Genomic DNA, 18267 nt, shown 5'->3' with positions numbered 1-18267 from the left:
CGGTTGCTCACGGATCGAATTCAATTGTAAATCGGTTACTGCCATGCAGGTCATCTGTAAGATGTTATTGCATACGCTTTCATTATAAAGGAAATCTTTCCCCAAAAAAAGGGGGATATTAAGATCTAGGGGATTCAGTATTGGATAAATACTCACTCAAGATTTCCTGCATTGACTTCTTTGAATTTTGAAACTGTTTTATTCGATGACCATTGGCACCGGACGGGTGAGGGAATCCCCACAGAATTTTGTTTTCTTGAATTTTTTGTTCATCAAGCAAGCGACGAAGAACGGTCTCGACTGACTTTCCTAATGGAATAATAAGTGGATAATCCAAACATTCTAATTCAGGAAGAAAAGACTCAAGCACTGACCCATACAAAAAAGCATGGTTAATAATAGGAGGCTGATGTCCATTATAATTTTCTTTATTCACGAAAACTGGAAAACGAATTAAGGAAGTTGTATGTAACAACGAGCAATCTGAATCAAATAGTTTACGTACATGCGACACTTTCAAAAAATCATGCAATCCTATTTCTTGAAGCATATTTATTAAGTTGTCTCGCATGGAACCGGCCATCCTTGCCGCAAATTTGGCTTTTTTACAAGCTTCCTCATATGACTGTTGATCCTTTAAAGATATTATGGCAGTTCGAAAGGCAATTTCCATCTGCTGCCAACCGGGTGTAATACCAACTAGCATTACTTTCGCGGAAGAATTGATATATTCATTATGCGGGGAATAGAACATTTCAACGTCTCCCGAAGACTTTAATTTGAAATCATTAATCAGTAATTCGTTTTTAGAATACTTTTGCTTTACCGGTAACGAATTCATCACAGCAACTATACGCTTTTGATGAGTGGAAGAGATCAGGTTGCATCCTCCTTACGAGCTTATATTTGAGTATATATTACAGTTTTACAAGAGGGGTGTTCTTCACACCCCCCACATGTATTTACCAATAAATATCCATCCTTATTGTGGCTGTAAGTTTGCGTAGCTCAGCTCTTTCTATCTTCTTGGGTAATTAAAGAACTGTAAGCGGGAATCGTCACCGTTTCTTTCCTTACTTTAGCATCCTTTGAGGTAGAGAAAACCACTTTCCGCTTTTCCTTATCTCGATCTTTCATCTGGATGGTAACCGGCTCTCCTGACAGATTATGATATACATACAATGTTTCTTTGCCTGAAGAACGTTTGTATGCCGTCACGCTGGCAGAACCTGCTTGGATCGGCTCTAGACTGTCGCTGCGAAGAGCCTCATGTTCTTCCCTCAGACGGATAAACGTGCGGTAGCTTTCCAGCAGAGAATCATTGTCCCGCAACTGCGCTTCCACCGATACTTCGCCTTTGTTGTATTTGGGTTCCTCCCACTTTGTTTGACCGAGGCCTTCTCCCTTGTACCAGCGCATAGGCTCTCGAAGATACTCATCGGGCTTCTCTCCCTTCATGCCGATCTCTTCCCCATAATAGAGAAACGGCTGACCCGGCAACGTCAAAAGAATGGATGCAGCCAGCTTGGCTTTTCGTACATCCCCGCCCAGCTCGCTCATAACTCGGGTTTGGTCATGATTGCTTAAAAATGGAGCATCGAGTGCCGCCTTATTGTATGATTTGTACAGCTTCAGCGTTTTCTCGGAGAATGTAACAATACCTTGATCTCGACCGTTTTTCACAGAGTTCAATATCGTTCCGCCCAGGTCAAAATTAAACAGAGAGTGGAGCGATTCGTAATAAGGAGCTATTGTCTCCGGTTTATCCCATACCTCTCCTGCCAGATATACGTTTGGATTTATCTTTTCCATCTCGGAACGGAATTCATTCCACCACGCAATGTTTTTATCGGCACCGTCCTTCGTTTGCCCTTTAAAAATATGCATCGCCGCATCAAGCCGGAAGCCGTCTGCACCTTGCTGTAGCCAATACTTACCGACTTTGATCATTTCCTTGCGGACTTCGGGATTATCAAAATTCAGATCCGGCATCCCGGACCAGAAGGTACCGTAAAAATACCCTTCGCCATTCGGATTCTTATGCCATACCTGCTGGCCCCATGATCCCTTTTCATCCAGGTTTGTATTCTCATCTGCCCATACGTAATAGTCATGGTATTTGCTTTGCGGGTTGGCACTGGCCTCCTTGAACCAAGGGTGCTCGCTGCTTGAATGATTGATAACAAGGTCAATGATCACCTTGACACCTTTTCTTTTTGCTTCTTTCGTCAAGGTGCGGAAATCATTCAGATTCCCGTACTGCGGGTCCACTTGATAGTAGTCAGTTACATCATATTTATGGTAGCTTGGAGACGGATTCAGTGGCATGAGCCAGAGACCGCTGACCTGCAAATCCTTACCCGAACGGGGATTGCCGTCGTTTAAGTAATCAAGCTTTTGCGTAATACCTTTTAAATCACCATGTCCGTCCCCGTTCGAATCATAAAAAGAATTGATATAAATTTCGTAAAACACGCCGCTTCCAGCAGAATTCGGAGGCTTATGCCCGTTCATATCCTGCTCGGCCATTGCACTTGAGGCGAACATCGTGAGCATAGGCACCGTTAACAGGATCGTGGACCATTTTCTTAAGCGTTTGTTACGAGTCAAAACATATCAGCTCCTTTAATTGTTATGGGTGCGCCTTCATTATAAAGAAAAACCACCCAAAAAAAGGGGATATTATTATCTATTATAGTGGAAAATATCGATTTTATTGTTTGATGTCTGTATCGAACAAACTGCCTGGGTTAGAGGATCTTTTTCTGATCCTTAACCCAGGCAGTTTGCTTGCAAGTCTATTTTTATCCTTTTACAGCGGAACCTACCGTCATCGCCCGCTCCACTTGTTCACTCAAGAACAGATACACGAGTACCATCGGTAAGGAGGCAATAGTCATAACAGCCCCCATGGCTCCCCAATCTGTACTATAAGAACCTTGGAAGAAAAGCAAGCCTAGCGGCAATGTCTTCATATTTTCATCAGAAATGAGAATATAGGCCAATGTGAACTCATTCCAGTTGTTCAAAAATTGAAAAATGGCTACAGTTGCAATTGCAGGTAATGCAAGGGGTACAATGATTTTCAGGAACAGTCTATAAATATTAGCTCCATCCATGCATGCTGCCTCTTCTATCTCCTTAGGGATTCCTGTAAGGAACCCATAGAAAATCATGGACGAGAAAGGAAGGCCAATTGCGATATAAGGAAGAATAAGAGCTCCATACGTATTCGTTAGATTAAAATCGCGAACCAGAATCGCCAGCGGTATCATGATAACCTGAAGTGGCATAAACATTCCTATGGTCATATAAGTCCGGACAGTAGAACGAAATCTCCACCTCATACGAGCCACTGCGAAGGCAAACATCAGAGCTAGTAAAAGGATAAACAGAGTCGAAATCGTGGATACGACCAGACTGTTCAGAAAGTAACGGGGAATATTAAATTGTGTCCAGGCATTAATATAATTTTCGTATCGAAAATGCGTTGGCAGTCCAAATGGGTTAGAGACGAAGATCTCATCGTTGTTCTTTAACGAGTAGGATACCATCCAAAACAACGGGTAGACCGAAACAATTAGATACAACCACAGTGGTATCTGCAGGGCAGCATGTCTGAACTTGCTCAAAGCGGTTTTACTCATTTCGTTCTCCTTTTCAATACACGCCTCATCAGGCGGTTTGTCCGCGGTCGAACAGCTTATTGATAACTACAGTTGCCAATAACGAGATTAATACAAGCAGCACGGATACAGCACACGCATAACCATAGTTGCTCTCCATAAAAGCATAGCGATAAATCATGAATGTCATTGTATAGTTTGTAGTGCCGGGCCCACCATTTGTCATAATCAGCATCTGCACAAACGCCCCTATTCCAGAGGTTATCGCGATAATGAAGCAAAATTTGTATGTTTCCCTCATTAAAGGAAGCGTAACATGCAGATGCGCTTTCCATTTGCTGCAACCGTCAATCGTGGCCGCCTCAAAGTAGTCTTCGGGTATTGACTTAACTCCCGCATATAACAAAGAGAATTGGTATCCCATAAACTGCCAGGCATTAACAAAGGCGATGGCAATAATGGATGTTGTTGGGGAGCTCAACCAATTTTGCTGATACGGGATGTTCAAGAGTTCAAACAGTCGGTTGATTAATCCGTTGGTTGGATCGTAGATTGCAATCCATAGCTGGCACACCACGGTTACCGATAGGACAACTGGGATAAAATAAGCCGTTTTCAGTATTTTCCGCCCGCGTGTACGTGGGTCCGCACAGATTAGTGCCAATATCGTTCCCAGTCCGATCTGAAAGACTGCCAGTACAATTGCAAAGATCAATCCGTTCTTAAGCGAAGTCCCAAGTAGAGGATCGGAGAATAATTCTCGGTAATTATTCAATCCCGAAAAGGTCAGCGTACTAAGACCATCCCAATCATAAAAGCTGCGAAGAACGGTTTGCAAAACAGGATAGATTAGAATCACGCTATACAGTATCAAAGCAGGGAGGAGAAACAGTGCGAGCGCCGGTTTGTTCCCCAAATATTTATTCATGTCTTGCTTCCACCCCTTATCTTTGGAACAGCACCCCCCAGCGCCTTATGCCGCCAAGGGTTGCCGATTCCCTGAATTCTCAGTTTTCTTTATTCAATGTGCTATTCAGATTGCTCACAAAATCGTTTTCAGAAAAGTTGTCTACCATCATATTTTGAGTATTGTCATTAATGGTGTTCTGAATTTTTGTATTGCTCAGAAGTTGAGCATATTCCTGCGCATTAGGCAGCAACTCTTTGACAACTCGCTGCATCATTGCTGGAACATTGGAGGCCATTGGCTTATCTACTTTCACTGGAACTATCGGACTTCCAAGTTGAGTGTATCTGTACTCTGCTGACTTCGAGGCAAGGAATGCCGCTACCTTTACGGCTGTTTCCTTATTTTTGCTATTCGCTGATACTGCATAACCTTGCGGAGAACCTGAGCCGTCAATAAAATATTTGGACTTCTCGTAGGTTGCTTCATCCTTTGCAGGCCAGTACATCCAATCGACTTGATCGCCCAGCTTTTCCTGGGAACTGTAAATTTCCCATTGTCCATTCACGAACATGGCAGCTTTGCCCTGATAAAATAGGGAGGATGCCTGATCATAATTGGTGTTCGTAGCGTTGGCATCGAACAATCCGGCTCTTTGCAGTTGCTTCATTTGCTGTGCTGCTGTTACGAATGCTTCTGGCAATGCTTTTACACCCTTCTCCTCAAGTGCTCCAAATCCACGCGGCTGCTCTCTTGTAACCAGTCCGTTATAAAAAGCGGTCGTAATCCATTTTTCCTTTGCAAAGATCGACATCGGTACATAACCAGCAGCTTTTAACTTTTTCGCTGCATCGGCCATCTGGTCAATCGTCTTAAGCGGTGTTTTGATTCCTACCTTCTCAAAAATGGACTTGTTGTAATAAATCATTTGGAATTCAATACCAGTTTCAGGGTAAGCATACACATGATTGTCAGGAGCTACCAAACGCGATTCAACTCCCGGGTTAAGACTCTTCTTAAATTCGGCTGTTGTGTCATAGTTGTCAAGAACCTCGACATTTTTCGATTTTGCAAAAGTTTGCAGGACAGACCAATCCGCTAAATAAACATCTGGCATGTTGCCCGTTGCCGCATATGTTTTAAGCTTCTGGCCTCCGTCCTGCACGGCAGGATCCAATTCAATTTCTACGTTTGGCATCTTCTTTTTGAGCTCTGCCACCGCATAATCGAACGGCTTAATGGTATCGTCATCGAAATGCTGCGCATACACCTTCAATTTGATCGTTCCGTCCCCTGATCCGTTATTGGAAGAGGCTGAGTTGTCTTCGCCACAAGCAACCAATCCTACGGACATGGTGAGTACTAGCAAGGCTGCACTCCAAATTTTAAGATTTTTTTTCATTTGTTTTATCCCCCTCATGAAGAGTCTTTGATGATTGCGCTTTCATTTGCTTGACTACAGTATACCGCTGCCTCTATTCTTCTTTAAGGAATAAAACGGGTATTATCAGTAAAAAACGGGACAAATAGAGCAGCGGTCCTCCATATAGGAAAACCGCCAGGCTTAAATTGATGTGTTCTGCCTCACAAGGCAGATGCTATCTCTTTTTGAGTTGCTCATATTCAGTGGGTGTCATACCAAAACGTTTCTTGAAACATTTGCTGAAATAGTTGGGGTCACTGTAACCGACACTTTCAGCGATTTCTGACAGCTTCCGATTGCCTTTCAGCAGAAGCTCCTTAGCCTTCTTCATTCGGATGTGTGTAATGTGATCCACTATGGAAAAGCCAGACTCCTTGCGAAATACGCGGCGCAGGTAGCTGGGATCGACGAATACTCCGCACGACACCTGCTCAGCAGACAACTCTGCGTCTGCATAATGTTCCTCAATATAGTTGATCGCCGCCGCGAATAAATTGGAAGCCTTCGTAGGACGCATATTCTCCATGAGCAGGATCAGCTTGCGGTATAGGGCGAGCATCCAACCTTCAGCAGCCTCCCAGGAATCTAACTCTCGCAGCCGTTCGTAAGGAGACTTGTCTCCTCCGTTTTCCCATAGCTGGTCATAAGGAATGCCACGTTCACTGGCAAAAGAAAGGGCTAAAGATACGATTCCCATAAGCATCGCATCTGCGTATTCATCTCCCCATTTATATTTACTAAGCTGGCGGATTGCCTTGCGGACCTCCTCTAGCGTTTCACTGTCTTTCATTCGGAGGTCAAGCACAACCGCATCGCGTAGATGACCCAAATCAGGCATACCTGCTCTGCTATGCAACACTTCGCCGTCCTGTCCCCTTAACTCTGCACTTTCACTCTCCTGTGGAAGCACTGGTAATTTCGCTTTAATACGCTCCAACATTGAGAGCATTTCTTCTGCATTGAACGGTTTCAGCAAATAATCCTGCACTCCAGTTCGAACGGCCTTCTGTAGATATTCAAACTCGTTATGCCCGGATATGAATACAATTACGATTCGTTCGAACTTGACTTTCAACCTCTCGGCTAATTCAATTCCGTCAATAAAGGGCATATTGATATCAACGAGGGCAAGGTGCGGCTGATGCCGCTCGGCTTCCTGAAGTGCTTCCTGCCCGTTCCTTGCTTCACAGCAAACCCGAAAGCCGTGACTTTCCCAGTCTATCTTAATTCGCAGAAAGTCTCGAAACAGCGGCTCATCATCAACAATCATCACTTTATACATCTTGGTGTACACTCCCCTTTGGCTGCGTTGGTAGCGACAGGTCAACAATGGTCCCCTCTCCGAGAACACTCTGCACGGATATCCCATACTCCTCGCCAAAATACAGGCTCAGCCGTTGCTGAACGCTATAGGTACCGATTGATCGTATTCCTTCTTTCGGTAAATGTCTGGACATAATATTCTGAACTTGAATTTCGTCCATCCCCACACCGTTGTCCTCCACCCGGACGATCACTCTATCGTTCTGTTCAAAAGCGAAAATACGGATAAAACCTTTGGTTCCTTTCTTCTTAAGACCATGGTAAATCGAATTCTCGACAAGTGGCTGGAGCGAGAGTTTCGGAATCGGTGTACCCGCAAGTTCTGGAGGGATATCCACTTCATAGCGGAACACATCGGGATAACGGATTTGCAGAATAGTCAGGTAATCATCAGTAATCTGAGCTTCCTTTTCTAAAATAATGAGTTCCCGTCCTTTATTTAGCACCATTCGATAAAAATCTGCCAGCGCCTTCGTAGTATCTCTAGCCTCATCATTACGATCCAACTCATTCAGTGCATAAATGGTATCTAAAGTGTTGTACAGAAAATGCGGTTTTATTTGAGCCGTCATCAGTGCGAGTTCATATTCACGCTTGCGGTTTTGCTCCTGCCTCACCTCATCCAGTAATTCCCGAATCCGTCTTATCATAAAGTTAAAAGCTTCAGCAATGGTACCGATTTCATCTTCTGTTCGGACTGTCGCAACCGATTGTAAATCGCCAGCTACTACTTTTCGCATGGCTCTAGTCAGCTGTTCGAGAGGACTAACGACCATTTTGGACAGAAAGCTAGCACCGAGCCAGGAAAAAGCAAGACAAAATACGCCGATTAAGAGTGAAAGCCTTACATTTTGCCGGACATCAGCTGTAAGCAGGCTAAGAGAAACAATATTGACCAGCTTCCAACCCATCCGGTTATAATCATTGACCGTTACGAGATTGCCGCTATCCTCAAATGAACATGTTTTTGGGGACACATCAGATCCACAGCCTTGGATGGCCTCCGCTAACTGTGAACTCACTGGCTTCATCAGCATCCCATTGTCTTCTGCCACAGCCACACGCATCTCGTTATCTAAAAAATAATAAGATTTGGGCGCATCGGGATCGCTGGAACGAAAATAATCAGACAAACCTTCTTCCTTCACTAACAGAAAAAGCGTTCCATAGGGTTCGCCGGTGTCTATATTAATGACCATCTTTCCCAGCGTCAAAACCGGAGAGTTGGGATCCGGTGTTAGGAAATCTCTCTTCTCCATATCAAACCAGAGTGCTTGTCCATAACTTTCGGATTCCCTTACCCGCTTGAGCATGCTATAGACTTTACTATCATCCCCACTTTCGGTATAAGAAGCAAAAATTGTCCCTTCATTATCAATAAATACCGCCGCATCCACTTCGCGAAAGATTGATAAATCAATAGATAGACGGCTTTGCATCAGGTTACCAAATTGAACACGATCTATGGCAGTATCAGGTCTTGCACCGTATGAATCATACATCCGGTTAATATTCGTGACCATAATGTTGGCCGCCGTTTCCACACTACTGAATATGTAGTCGGTCCGGGACAGGATAAGCTGAGATTCGTCAACTACGTTGCTGGTCGTTTGCTCTATCAATGAACGACTGAAAAGTTGGTTGGACACAAGTCCAAGAATGAGCAGAGAAATAATGATCAGCGGGAGAAATACCGCTATAACCTTGCTTTTAAAGCGAAGGCGACCAAACCACTTACGAGCTAGGGACAGAATATTCAAATAAGACCCCTCCGTCATCAGAGAATATTCATCATGTTAACACAACTAATCTGAACAGTAGTAGAACTAAAATAATGTTAAAAAAATTCAACAATCCATCTTGAAAGTGCCAAAAGTATGTGTTAGGATAAAGTCGATTTTTAGTAAAATTATTAACTAAAAAGGTGTGAGCTCTTTGGCAACCATTAAAGACATTGCCCGCGAAGCGGGAGTGTCTGCCGCAACCGTTTCAAGGGTTTTAAATAACGACCTGTCACTATCCGTGAGTCCAGACACCAAAAACAGAATTTTTTTAATTGCTGAGCAGCTCGGGTATAAGCCTTCCCGCCTGAGGCAGTTAAAGAGGAACACGGAACGTGCCGGGAAAACGGTCTCCCTCCTGCTGTGGTGTTCCATTGAGGAGGAAAGAGACGATCCGTATTACGCCTCGATCCGCCGTGGAATCGAACTGCGCTGTGAAGAGCTTGGCCTGACATTGGGACAGACGCTGCGAGGCCGTTCATCTCTCGACACCTTACAGAAGGCGGACGGTCTGATTGTCGTGGGCGGCGTTGATCCTGAAGAGGTGTCCAAGCTATACCCGGACAAGAACACCATTGTCCTTGTCGACCAGTACCATGAGCAGCTGGAATACGATTCCGTACGACTCCATTTTCGGCAGGCGGTTGACCAGGCACTTGGACATCTGCTCGAGCTTGGCCACCGACAAATCGGATTTATTGGCGGGAAGAGCGATGGAGAGCGAAGGGCGCATTATTTTGAACGATTCATGCGGGAACGAGGTTTGTATAATCCGAAGTTCGTCCGCATAGGCGCCTGGAGTACTGCGGATGGATATCTAATGATGAACGAGCTTCTAGCCGAGCAGGAACGACCGACAGCCTGCTTCGCTGCTAGCGATCCGCTCGCCATTGGAGCCCTCCGCGCCCTTCATGGACATGGAGTCAAGGTACCCGAAGATATGGCTGTTGTCGGCTTCGACGACATTGAGATGGCGGCCTTCGTGCAGCCTCCGCTAACTACTGTACGTGCCTATCCCGAACAAATGGGAAAAGCTGCCGTGCAGTTGCTCTCTGAACGGTTTGAGGGACGTGAACCACCTGCGTACAGCGTGATCGGGACTAAGCTTGTCATACGGGAAAGCTCATGCATCAACAGTAAAATCAATATTTGAGAGTCAATCGAGATGATAACCCCCTAAGGAGTGAATATCATGAACATTCATGTTAACGAAGCGCTTGGTTTGTTTCACCTGCAGTCCAAGGATTGCAGCTATATTATCCAGTTGGTAGAAGGATATCCTGCACATGTCTATTGGGGAGCTCAGCTTCATCATGACCAAAGTCTCGCAAGTATATTGGAGCTTAGAGAGCGCTGCTCCTTCTCCCCCACTCCTGTTTCTTCCAATCGCACGCTTTCTTTGGATGCGCTTCCACAGGAATATCCACAGTATGGGACAAGCGACTTCCGTCAACCGGCTTATCAGGTTGCGCTTGCGGATGGAACTCGAACTACGGAGCTAAAATATAGTGGCCACCGTGTTGAACCGGGCAAACCAAAGCTTGAAGGCCTCCCTTCCGTCTATACCGAATCGGATGATGAAGCAACAACTCTCCTGTTGTTCCTTGAGGACCAGCACTCAGGTCTTAAGGCTACACTGCTCTATACTGTATTTGCGAACCACAGCGCTATTGCTAGGTCTACTCTTTTTGAACATAAGGGAAGCGCTGTCATGAATATTGAGCAGGCGATGAGCGCCTCTGTCGACTTCGCCGATTCCAATTATCAAGCTCTCTATCTATCTGGCGCCTGGGTTCGGGAAAGACATATCCAACGCCGCGATCTTGGACCCGGCGCCATTCGGTTGGAAAGCCGGCGAGGCTCGAGCAGTCACCAAATGAATCCCTTTCTGGCCCTGCTTCGTCCAGATGCAACAGAAGATCGTGGGGATGTGTACGGCTTCAGTCTAATCTACAGCAGCAATTTCGTTGCGCAGGCGGAAGTAGAACAGTTTAATCAGACCCGTGTAAGTATCGGAATCAATCCTTTTGACTTCTCCTGGCGGCTTGAACCGGGTCAGTCATTCCAGACCCCTGAAGCCGTGCTGGTCTTTTCCGAAGAAGGTCTTGGGGGCATGTCGCGCACCTATCACCGACTCTACCGCACACGTCTGTGCCGAGGAACTTATCGCGACAAGGAACGCCCGATTCTCGTGAACAATTGGGAAGCCACATATTTTGACTTCGACGCCGATAAAATCGAGGCGATTGCCAAAGAAGCGGGACCTCTTGGAATTGAGCTATTTGTTCTTGATGACGGTTGGTTTGGCAAGCGCGACAACGACAACAGTTCGCTTGGGGACTGGTTCGAAGACCGCCGCAAGCTACCTGGAGGTCTCACCGACCTAGCCAAACGGGTTAATGAACAAGGATTACAATTTGGCTTGTGGGTTGAGCCGGAAATGGTATCACCTGATAGTGAACTGTACCGCACCCATCCCGACTGGTGCCTACATGCGGAAGGTCGGCGGCGGACGGAAGGCCGATCCCAATTGGTGCTTGATCTCTCCCGCAAGGAAGTATGCGATTACTTGTACGAGACGCTGAGCTCCGTATTCTCGATCGCCCCAATTACTTATGTCAAGTGGGACATGAATCGTAATATGACGGAGATTGCTTCGGCTACCGCTACTAGCGAACGTCAAAAAGAAACTGCGCACCGTTATATGCTCGGACTTTATGATCTGCTGGAACGCCTGACCTCACGCTTCCCGGACATCTTGTTTGAAAGCTGTTCTGGTGGAGGTGGACGATTCGATCCCGGGATGCTCTACTATATGCCGCAGACATGGACCAGTGATGACACTGATGCTATTGAAAGATTGGCTATCCAGTACGGCACCAGCATCGTGTATCCGGCCAGTACCATGGGGGCCCACGTATCGAACGTGCCGAACCACCAGGTGGGACGAAACACCTCCCTCGCCATACGTGGCGACGTGGCAATGAGCGGGAATTTTGGCTACGAGCTTGACCTTACTGCATTTACGAATGAAGAAAAAGAGCTTGCTGCCAGACAAATTGCCCAGTATAAAGAAATCCGTTCCCTTGTACAGCAGGGAGATATGTATCGACTTCTTAGTCCGTTTGAGGGCCGAGGCAATACTGCCTGGATGTTTGTTAGCGAGGACCAGTCCGAAGCTTTTGTCGCTTACTTCCGTGTGTTGGCTGAGCCAAATGGTCCTATCCGGCGACTAACTCTAAAAGGACTTGACCCAGCTAAAAAGTATATAATCGAAACCGGGGCAACCAGCAATACTTCAGAACCTGTCGGTGGTACCTTGGCTGAAGATGGCGTCTCCCCCTTCCGTGTGGCGTTCGACGGTGAAATTTTTGGAGGTGACCGTCTAATGAAGATTGGACTTGTTGTCTCGGATCTCACTGGGGATTTTGCCAGCTCTACCTTCCGCCTTAAAGCTATCTCCTGTTAATCATAGTTCAGCCGGTGACGATAAAAAATTAAAACAAGGCAGGTCGATTTTCCGACCTGCCTTGTTTAATAACTTTGTGACCATTTAATAGCATCCTTGATTTTGATTCTCCATATCATATGATCAAAGCCTTTTCCCCAATAATCTTTTAATAAATAATCAGGAGTTCCAAACTTCTTTTCCCATATTTTTTGTGCAATAAGATACCCACTATCTAAACAAAATTCTTCTACTCCTCTATCTTTCAACGCCAGATACATTGATTTCAATAATAAATTTCCTACTCCAATCCTCTGGTAGTCAGGGTGAACAAATACAGTTCCTACCTCGCACAAATTTTTTAATGCATCATTGGTAGATTTACTTATAAGTTCACTTGCCGGGCCATATTCAATTGAACCCATTATTCGATCCCCGTCTACAGCGATTAAAAAATATCGTTGCTCACCGTGGCTTTCTAAGTCACTTTCCAAATACGCTCTTTTAGTCTCAATTTCACCCTCTATATCCTCCAGCTTGCTTCCAATACCTTCTTTAGCAAATGTGTCTGTAATCACTATTCTAAACAATTCATTTAACTTTTCGGCATCTTTAACTTTCGGTCTTCTGATTTCTACATCATTCATCTAGATTTCCGCCGACGTACGATTCAGTACAGACCCTATTGAAAGTACACTACTCAGTAGTTCCATTAAACTTGTTATTTCATAAGTGGGTTGAATACCAGACGTATTTGTTTTTCTGGCAGGGTTGAACCAGCAGGTATCAATTCCGTACTTATTCCCTCCTTGAATATCAGAGGTTAAAGAATCGCCGACCATAAGGACCTTACTTTTATCTGAAATGGCTAGCTTGGCAAATGCGTAATCGAAAATACCAGCTTGTGGCTTTTGGCAACCCACTTCTTCTGAAATAATTACCTGCTCAAACACATCACGCAGCGGGGAAAGCTGAATTCTTGAGGTTTGTACCTCTTTGATTCCATTCGTAATAATCGCCAAACGACACTCAGATAGTACATCACATAATTCAATCGCTCCGTCCATCAAAAAAGCACCTTCACCCAAATAACGTAAATAAGCAGCACTAAAGGCGTCTGGATTGAAGTCTAGCTTATGGACAGTAAACAATCGTTTAAATCTTTCCACCCGCAGCTGTGCCGAGGTAATGAGTCCTTCTTCTGCCTCTCGCCACAATGCACTGTTAATCTCATCATAGCTGGATTTATACTCTGTGGCCCCTTGCGGCAATCCAAATTGGGTGAACGTATTATGTAACGCATGGCTCTCTGCCATTTTAAAATCAAACAGCGTATCATCAACATCAAACAAAATAATTTCGTATTTCAAAACGACCTCCAACCTCCATATCAAATGGAAATAAACTATCATTACAGTATGATCTCTCGGTTATTATACAGAACCTCATTGATCCGTCAAGTCATGACAAAAAGAATAGAGTAATATTTTCTATGAGTTTGAGCCAGTGCGAAGTAACATGCTTCGTGCCAAACTACTACCATAGCGATTTATAAATGAAAGGAGAATGCTAACTCAAGCTGTCCCCGATGCTTCAGTGACAAGCCTAAAGGTAAACATTCTCCTTTTAAAATTCAAACTATTTGTTCTCCATTCGTAGATCTTTAGGGTCAACCTGCCATCATCTTCAGGTCTGTTTCCAGTACCGGAATCGACTGTTTTAAAAACCTAGTGATTTTCATTAATCCATTCGGTTAATGTTTGATCAAAATAATGAGGTTCTTCAAACATCGGATTATGGCCACTATGCTCAAAAACCACCTTTTTTACGTTCGTATAGCTATCATCGACCCGATCCCACAATGAAACAGGCGCGACTAAGTAATCAGTTCTTCCAAGACCAATAAACATGGGCTTATCGACATCTCCCAAGGACTGTATCAAATCTATCTTTCCGAAGGCTTCTCCCCATAAATAATCAATGATAGGCATGTTCGTGTGCACATCATTCCACATATGAGCTGCATCATAGGTATAATCATAAAAACTTTGGGCTCCCATACGTATACACATGTGAACAAATCTTCTGTCAGGATCTCTTTTGATATCATCCTCTAATAAAACAATATCTTTTTCAAAACGTTCTTTTCTGGCTGGACTGGCCGTTTCATAAAAGTATGACAAGCTTTGCCGTTGTCTTTCTTGGCTGTTCGTAGGCGCTGAATTTAATAGCACCACTTTTTCAACATAGTCTGGGTATTGTTTAGCATATTCCAAAGCCATAAAAGCATGCCCGGAATGTCCTAATATGATAAATGGATCTAAATGAAGGCATTGTCTTGCTGTTTCTATGTCTTTGATGACTTTATCCAAAGTATAGTCTTCTGGTTTTAAAGCACGAGTTGGTTTTGCAAACCCTCTATGATCTAAGAAAATAAACTGAAACTTTTTATATAAATGGTCTGAAAATATGCGAGGATAATATACACTACTGCCGATCACCAATATCGGCTTTCCGTTACCTCTTATAGTATATTTCAGCTCAAATCCATCACTAATAACCGTTTGATAAGTGCTCATCCTCATCGTCTCCTTTTCTTCTTTAAATCACTCCCTTTCCGTTGTTTAAATCCCTTGTATTCTCCATAGAGCGTTCCAGCACTACAACTCACCTCTGAAAGTCCGTTTATTTTATGAGAAAAGTTTAACATGATATTTTCAAAAATAAAACCGAATTTGGATCTTCTCAATCTTGCCGTACAAGTCGGAGATACAAAGTGGCAAAAGGAAATTACCCATAAACTTCAATCCTTAAGTGCCCTCCAGGCAGTACTGTATAAGGAACAACCAGAGTATTGTAGTACTTTTAACCGAAGGCATGGCATGAGCCGTTCAGGTGACTGATAAATAAATCGGTTATACAAAAAGAGCACAACCCTAATGGCTGTGCTCTTTTTTCGTGCTTGGCAACGTCCTACTCTCCCAGGACCCTGCGGTCCAAGTACCATCGGCGCTGGAGGGCTTAACGGTCGTGTTCAGGATGGGTACGTGTGGAACCCCTCCGCTATCGCCACCAAACATGAATTTGCTCCGCAAATTCTTCCGTATGCTTATTAGGTTCATCACAGATCGTGTGAATGAATAGCCATACGCTTGTCGTATGTATTTCTACATACCTTCAAGGTTACACCCTGAAAACTGGATCCGAAACTTCATTGCGCCTTATCTTAGGATAAGCCCTCGACCGATTAGTATTGGTCAGCTCCATGCATTACTGCACTTCCACCCCCAACCTATCTACCTCGTCGTCTTCAAGGGGTCTTACATACTGGGAAATCTCATCTTGAGGGGGGCTTCACGCTTAGATGCTTTCAGCGCTTATCCCTTCCGTACATAGCTACCCAGCGGTGCTCCTGGCGGAACAACTGGTACACCAGCGGTACGTCCATCCCGGTCCTCTCGTACTAAGGACAGCTCCTCTCAAATTTCCTACGCCCACGACAGATAGGGACCGAACTGTCTCACGACGTTCTGAACCCAGCTCGCGTACCGCTTTAATGGGCGAACAGCCCAACCCTTGGGACCTACTTCAGCCCCAGGATGCGATGAGCCGACATCGAGGTGCCAAACCTCCCCGTCGATGTGGACTCTTGGGGGAGATAAGCCTGTTATCCCCAGGGTAGCTTTTATCCGTTGAGCGATGGCCCTTCCATGCGGTACCACCGGATCACTAAGCCCGACTTTCGTCCCTGCTCGACTTGTAGGTCTCGCAGTCAAGCTCCCTTCTGCCTTTGCACTCTTCGAATGATTTCCAACCATTCTGAGGGAACCTTGGGGCGCCTCCGTTACTCTTTAGGAGGCGACCGCCCCAGTCAAACTGCCCACCTGACACTGTCCTCGTACCGGATCACGGTACCAAGTTAGAACCTAGATACGATCAGGGTGGTATCCCAAGGATGCCTCCCCTCAAGCTGGCGCTCAAGGTTCAACGGCTCCCACCTATCCTGTACAGATCGTACCCAAATTCAATATCAAGCTGCAGTAAAGCTCCATGGGGTCTTTCCGTCTTGTCGCGGGTAACCTGCATCTTCACAGGTATTAAAATTTCACCGGATCTCTCGTTGAGACAGCGCCCAAGTCGTTACGCCATTCGTGCGGGTCAGAATTTACCTGACAAGGAATTTCGCTACCTTAGGACCGTTATAGTTACGGCCGCCGTTTACTGGGGCTTCGGTTCATAGCTTCGCCCGAAGGCTTACCACTCCCCTTAACCTTCCAGCACCGGGCAGGCGTCAGCCCGTATACTTCGCCTTGCGGCTTCGCACAGACCTGTGTTTTTGCTAAACAGTCGCTTGGGCCTTTTCACTGCGGCCCCCTCGGGCTATTCACCCTACCGAGGCACCCCTTCTCCCGAAGTTACGGGGTCATTTTGCCGAGTTCCTTAACGAGAGTTCTTCCGCGCGCCTTAGAATTCTCTTCTCGCCTACCTGTGTCGGTTTGCGGTACGGGCACCTTCTCCTGGCTAGAGGCTTTTCTTGGCAGTCTGAGATCATGACCTTCGCTACTATAATTTTCGCTCCCCATCACAGCCCAGCCTTACGATGTGCGGATTTGCCTACACATCAGCCTCACTGCTTAGACGGACATCCATCAGTCCGCGTCACTACCCTACTGCGTCACCCCATCGCTCATAGCGGATTACGGTGGTACAGGAATTTCGACCTGTTGTCCTTCGACTACGCCTATCGGCCTCGCCTTAGGTCCCGACTTACCCTGAGCGGACGAACCTTCCTCAGGAACCCTTAGGCTTTCGGCGGATCTGATTCTCACAGATCTTTTCGTTACTCATACCGGCATTCTCACTTGAATGCAGTCCAGCGCTCCTTCCGGTACACCTTCAACCCGCATTCAACGCTCCCCTACCCCTGATGCAAGCATCAAGCCATAGCTTCGGTGGTGTGTTTAGCCCCGTTACATTTTCGGCGCAGAGTCACTCGACCAGTGAGCTATTACGCACTCTTTCAATGGTGGCTGCTTCTAAGCCAACATCCTGGTTGTCTGTGCAACTCCACATCCTTTCCCACTTAACACACACTTGGGGACCTTAGCTGATGGTCTGGGCTGTTTCCCTTTCGACAATGGATCTTAGCACTCACTGTCTGACTCCCGGAACTAAATCTATGGCATTCGGAGTTTGACTGAGCTTGGTAACCCTTGCGGGCCCCGCACCCAATCAGTGCTCTACCTCCACGATTCTTCTTTCCGAGGCTAGCCCTAAAGCTATTTCGGGGAGAACCAGCTATCTCCGGGTTCGATTGGAATTTCTCCGCTACCCCCACCTCATCCCCGCATTTTTCAACATGCGTGGGTTCGGGCCTCCAGTGCGTGTTACCGCACCTTCACCCTGGACAGGGGTAGATCACCCGGTTTCGGGTCTACGTCCACGTACTCAAGTCGCCCTATTCAGACTCGCTTTCGCTGCGGCTTCAGCTCTTCACCTTAACCTTGCACGGGAACGTAACTCGCCGGTTCATTCTACAAAAGGCACGCCATCACCCATAGATCGGGCTCTGACTTCTTGTAAGCACACGGTTTCAGGATCTATTTCACTCCCCTTCCGGGGTGCTTTTCACCTTTCCCTCACGGTACTGCTTCACTATCGGTCGCCAGGGAGTATTTAGCCTTGGCAGATGGTCCTGCCGGATTCATACGGGGTTTCACGTGCCCCGCACTACTCGGGATCCGTCTCGGAGGGAACAA

Annotated in this window: 12 protein-coding genes and 2 rRNA genes (1 of these 14 cut by a window edge); 2 read left to right on the top strand and 12 right to left on the bottom strand. The window is 45.8% G+C overall.

All coding sequences use genetic code 11. The features are described from left to right. Positions 1-118: 118 nt before the first annotated feature. From MKX36_RS11480 to MKX36_RS11450, 7 genes are all read right to left on the bottom strand, one after another. Entirely contained in the window at positions 119-754 is a 636-nt protein-coding gene (locus MKX36_RS11480; protein ID WP_290410512.1) for a hypothetical protein, read from the bottom strand. Positions 755-1008: 254 nt separating this feature from the next. After that, entirely contained in the window at positions 1009-2610 is a 1602-nt protein-coding gene (locus MKX36_RS11475; RefSeq protein WP_102998127.1) for an alpha-amylase family glycosyl hydrolase, read from the bottom strand. 194 nt (positions 2611-2804) lie between these two features. Next, entirely contained in the window at positions 2805-3647 is an 843-nt protein-coding gene (locus MKX36_RS11470) for a carbohydrate ABC transporter permease (RefSeq protein WP_013371135.1), read from the bottom strand. A 28-nt stretch (positions 3648-3675) separates the two neighbouring features. After that, positions 3676-4554, bottom strand: a complete 879-nt coding sequence (locus tag MKX36_RS11465) for a carbohydrate ABC transporter permease (protein ID WP_016818758.1) — start codon at positions 4552-4554, stop codon at positions 3676-3678. A gap of 79 nt (positions 4555-4633) precedes the next feature. Next, on the bottom strand, positions 4634-5935 hold the full coding sequence (locus tag MKX36_RS11460; RefSeq protein ID WP_025364847.1) for an ABC transporter substrate-binding protein: 1302 nt from the start codon (positions 5933-5935) through the stop codon (positions 4634-4636). Between the two features lie 196 nt (positions 5936-6131). Further along, positions 6132-7238, bottom strand: a complete 1107-nt coding sequence (locus MKX36_RS11455) for a response regulator transcription factor (RefSeq protein ID WP_016818756.1) — start codon at positions 7236-7238, stop codon at positions 6132-6134. Beyond that, entirely contained in the window at positions 7231-9039 is a 1809-nt protein-coding gene (locus MKX36_RS11450; RefSeq protein ID WP_340864697.1) for a sensor histidine kinase, read from the bottom strand. Before MKX36_RS11450 ends, MKX36_RS11455 begins: the two co-directional genes overlap by 8 nt. A gap of 175 nt (positions 9040-9214) precedes the next feature. Here MKX36_RS11450 and MKX36_RS11445 point away from each other — a divergent pair, with 175 nt between their 5' ends. Both MKX36_RS11445 and MKX36_RS11440 read left to right on the top strand, forming a co-directional pair. Beyond that, positions 9215-10213, top strand: coding sequence for a LacI family DNA-binding transcriptional regulator (locus tag MKX36_RS11445; RefSeq protein WP_016818754.1), 999 nt, complete (start codon positions 9215-9217; stop codon positions 10211-10213). Between the two features lie 39 nt (positions 10214-10252). After that, positions 10253-12529: an alpha-galactosidase gene (locus MKX36_RS11440; protein ID WP_044787921.1), complete on the top strand. Its 2277-nt coding sequence runs from the start codon at positions 10253-10255 to the stop codon at positions 12527-12529. A gap of 65 nt (positions 12530-12594) precedes the next feature. Here MKX36_RS11440 and MKX36_RS11435 read toward each other — a convergent pair whose 3' ends face one another. The 5 genes from MKX36_RS11435 to MKX36_RS11415 form a co-directional block, all read right to left on the bottom strand. After that, positions 12595-13155, bottom strand: a complete 561-nt coding sequence (locus tag MKX36_RS11435; RefSeq protein ID WP_340864696.1) for a GNAT family N-acetyltransferase — start codon at positions 13153-13155, stop codon at positions 12595-12597. Beyond that, a complete protein-coding gene (locus MKX36_RS11430) occupies positions 13156-13878 on the bottom strand; it encodes a YjjG family noncanonical pyrimidine nucleotidase (protein ID WP_340864695.1) in 723 nt (240 codons plus the stop codon). 357 nt (positions 13879-14235) lie between these two features. Continuing rightward, positions 14236-15087, bottom strand: coding sequence for an alpha/beta fold hydrolase (locus MKX36_RS11425; protein ID WP_340864694.1), 852 nt, complete (start codon positions 15085-15087; stop codon positions 14236-14238). A gap of 381 nt (positions 15088-15468) precedes the next feature. Beyond that, positions 15469-15585, bottom strand: a 5S ribosomal RNA gene (gene rrf, locus MKX36_RS11420). Positions 15586-15735: 150 nt separating this feature from the next. Next, positions 15736-18267: ribosomal RNA gene (locus MKX36_RS11415) — 23S ribosomal RNA — on the bottom strand (it continues 394 nt past the right edge of the window).

Origin of the sequence: Paenibacillus sp. FSL W8-0439, from assembly GCF_038008995.1 — a bacterium.
Lineage (GTDB): Bacteria > Bacillota > Bacilli > Paenibacillales > Paenibacillaceae > Paenibacillus > Paenibacillus polymyxa.
This window is presented reverse-complemented; position numbering and strand designations above follow the sequence as displayed.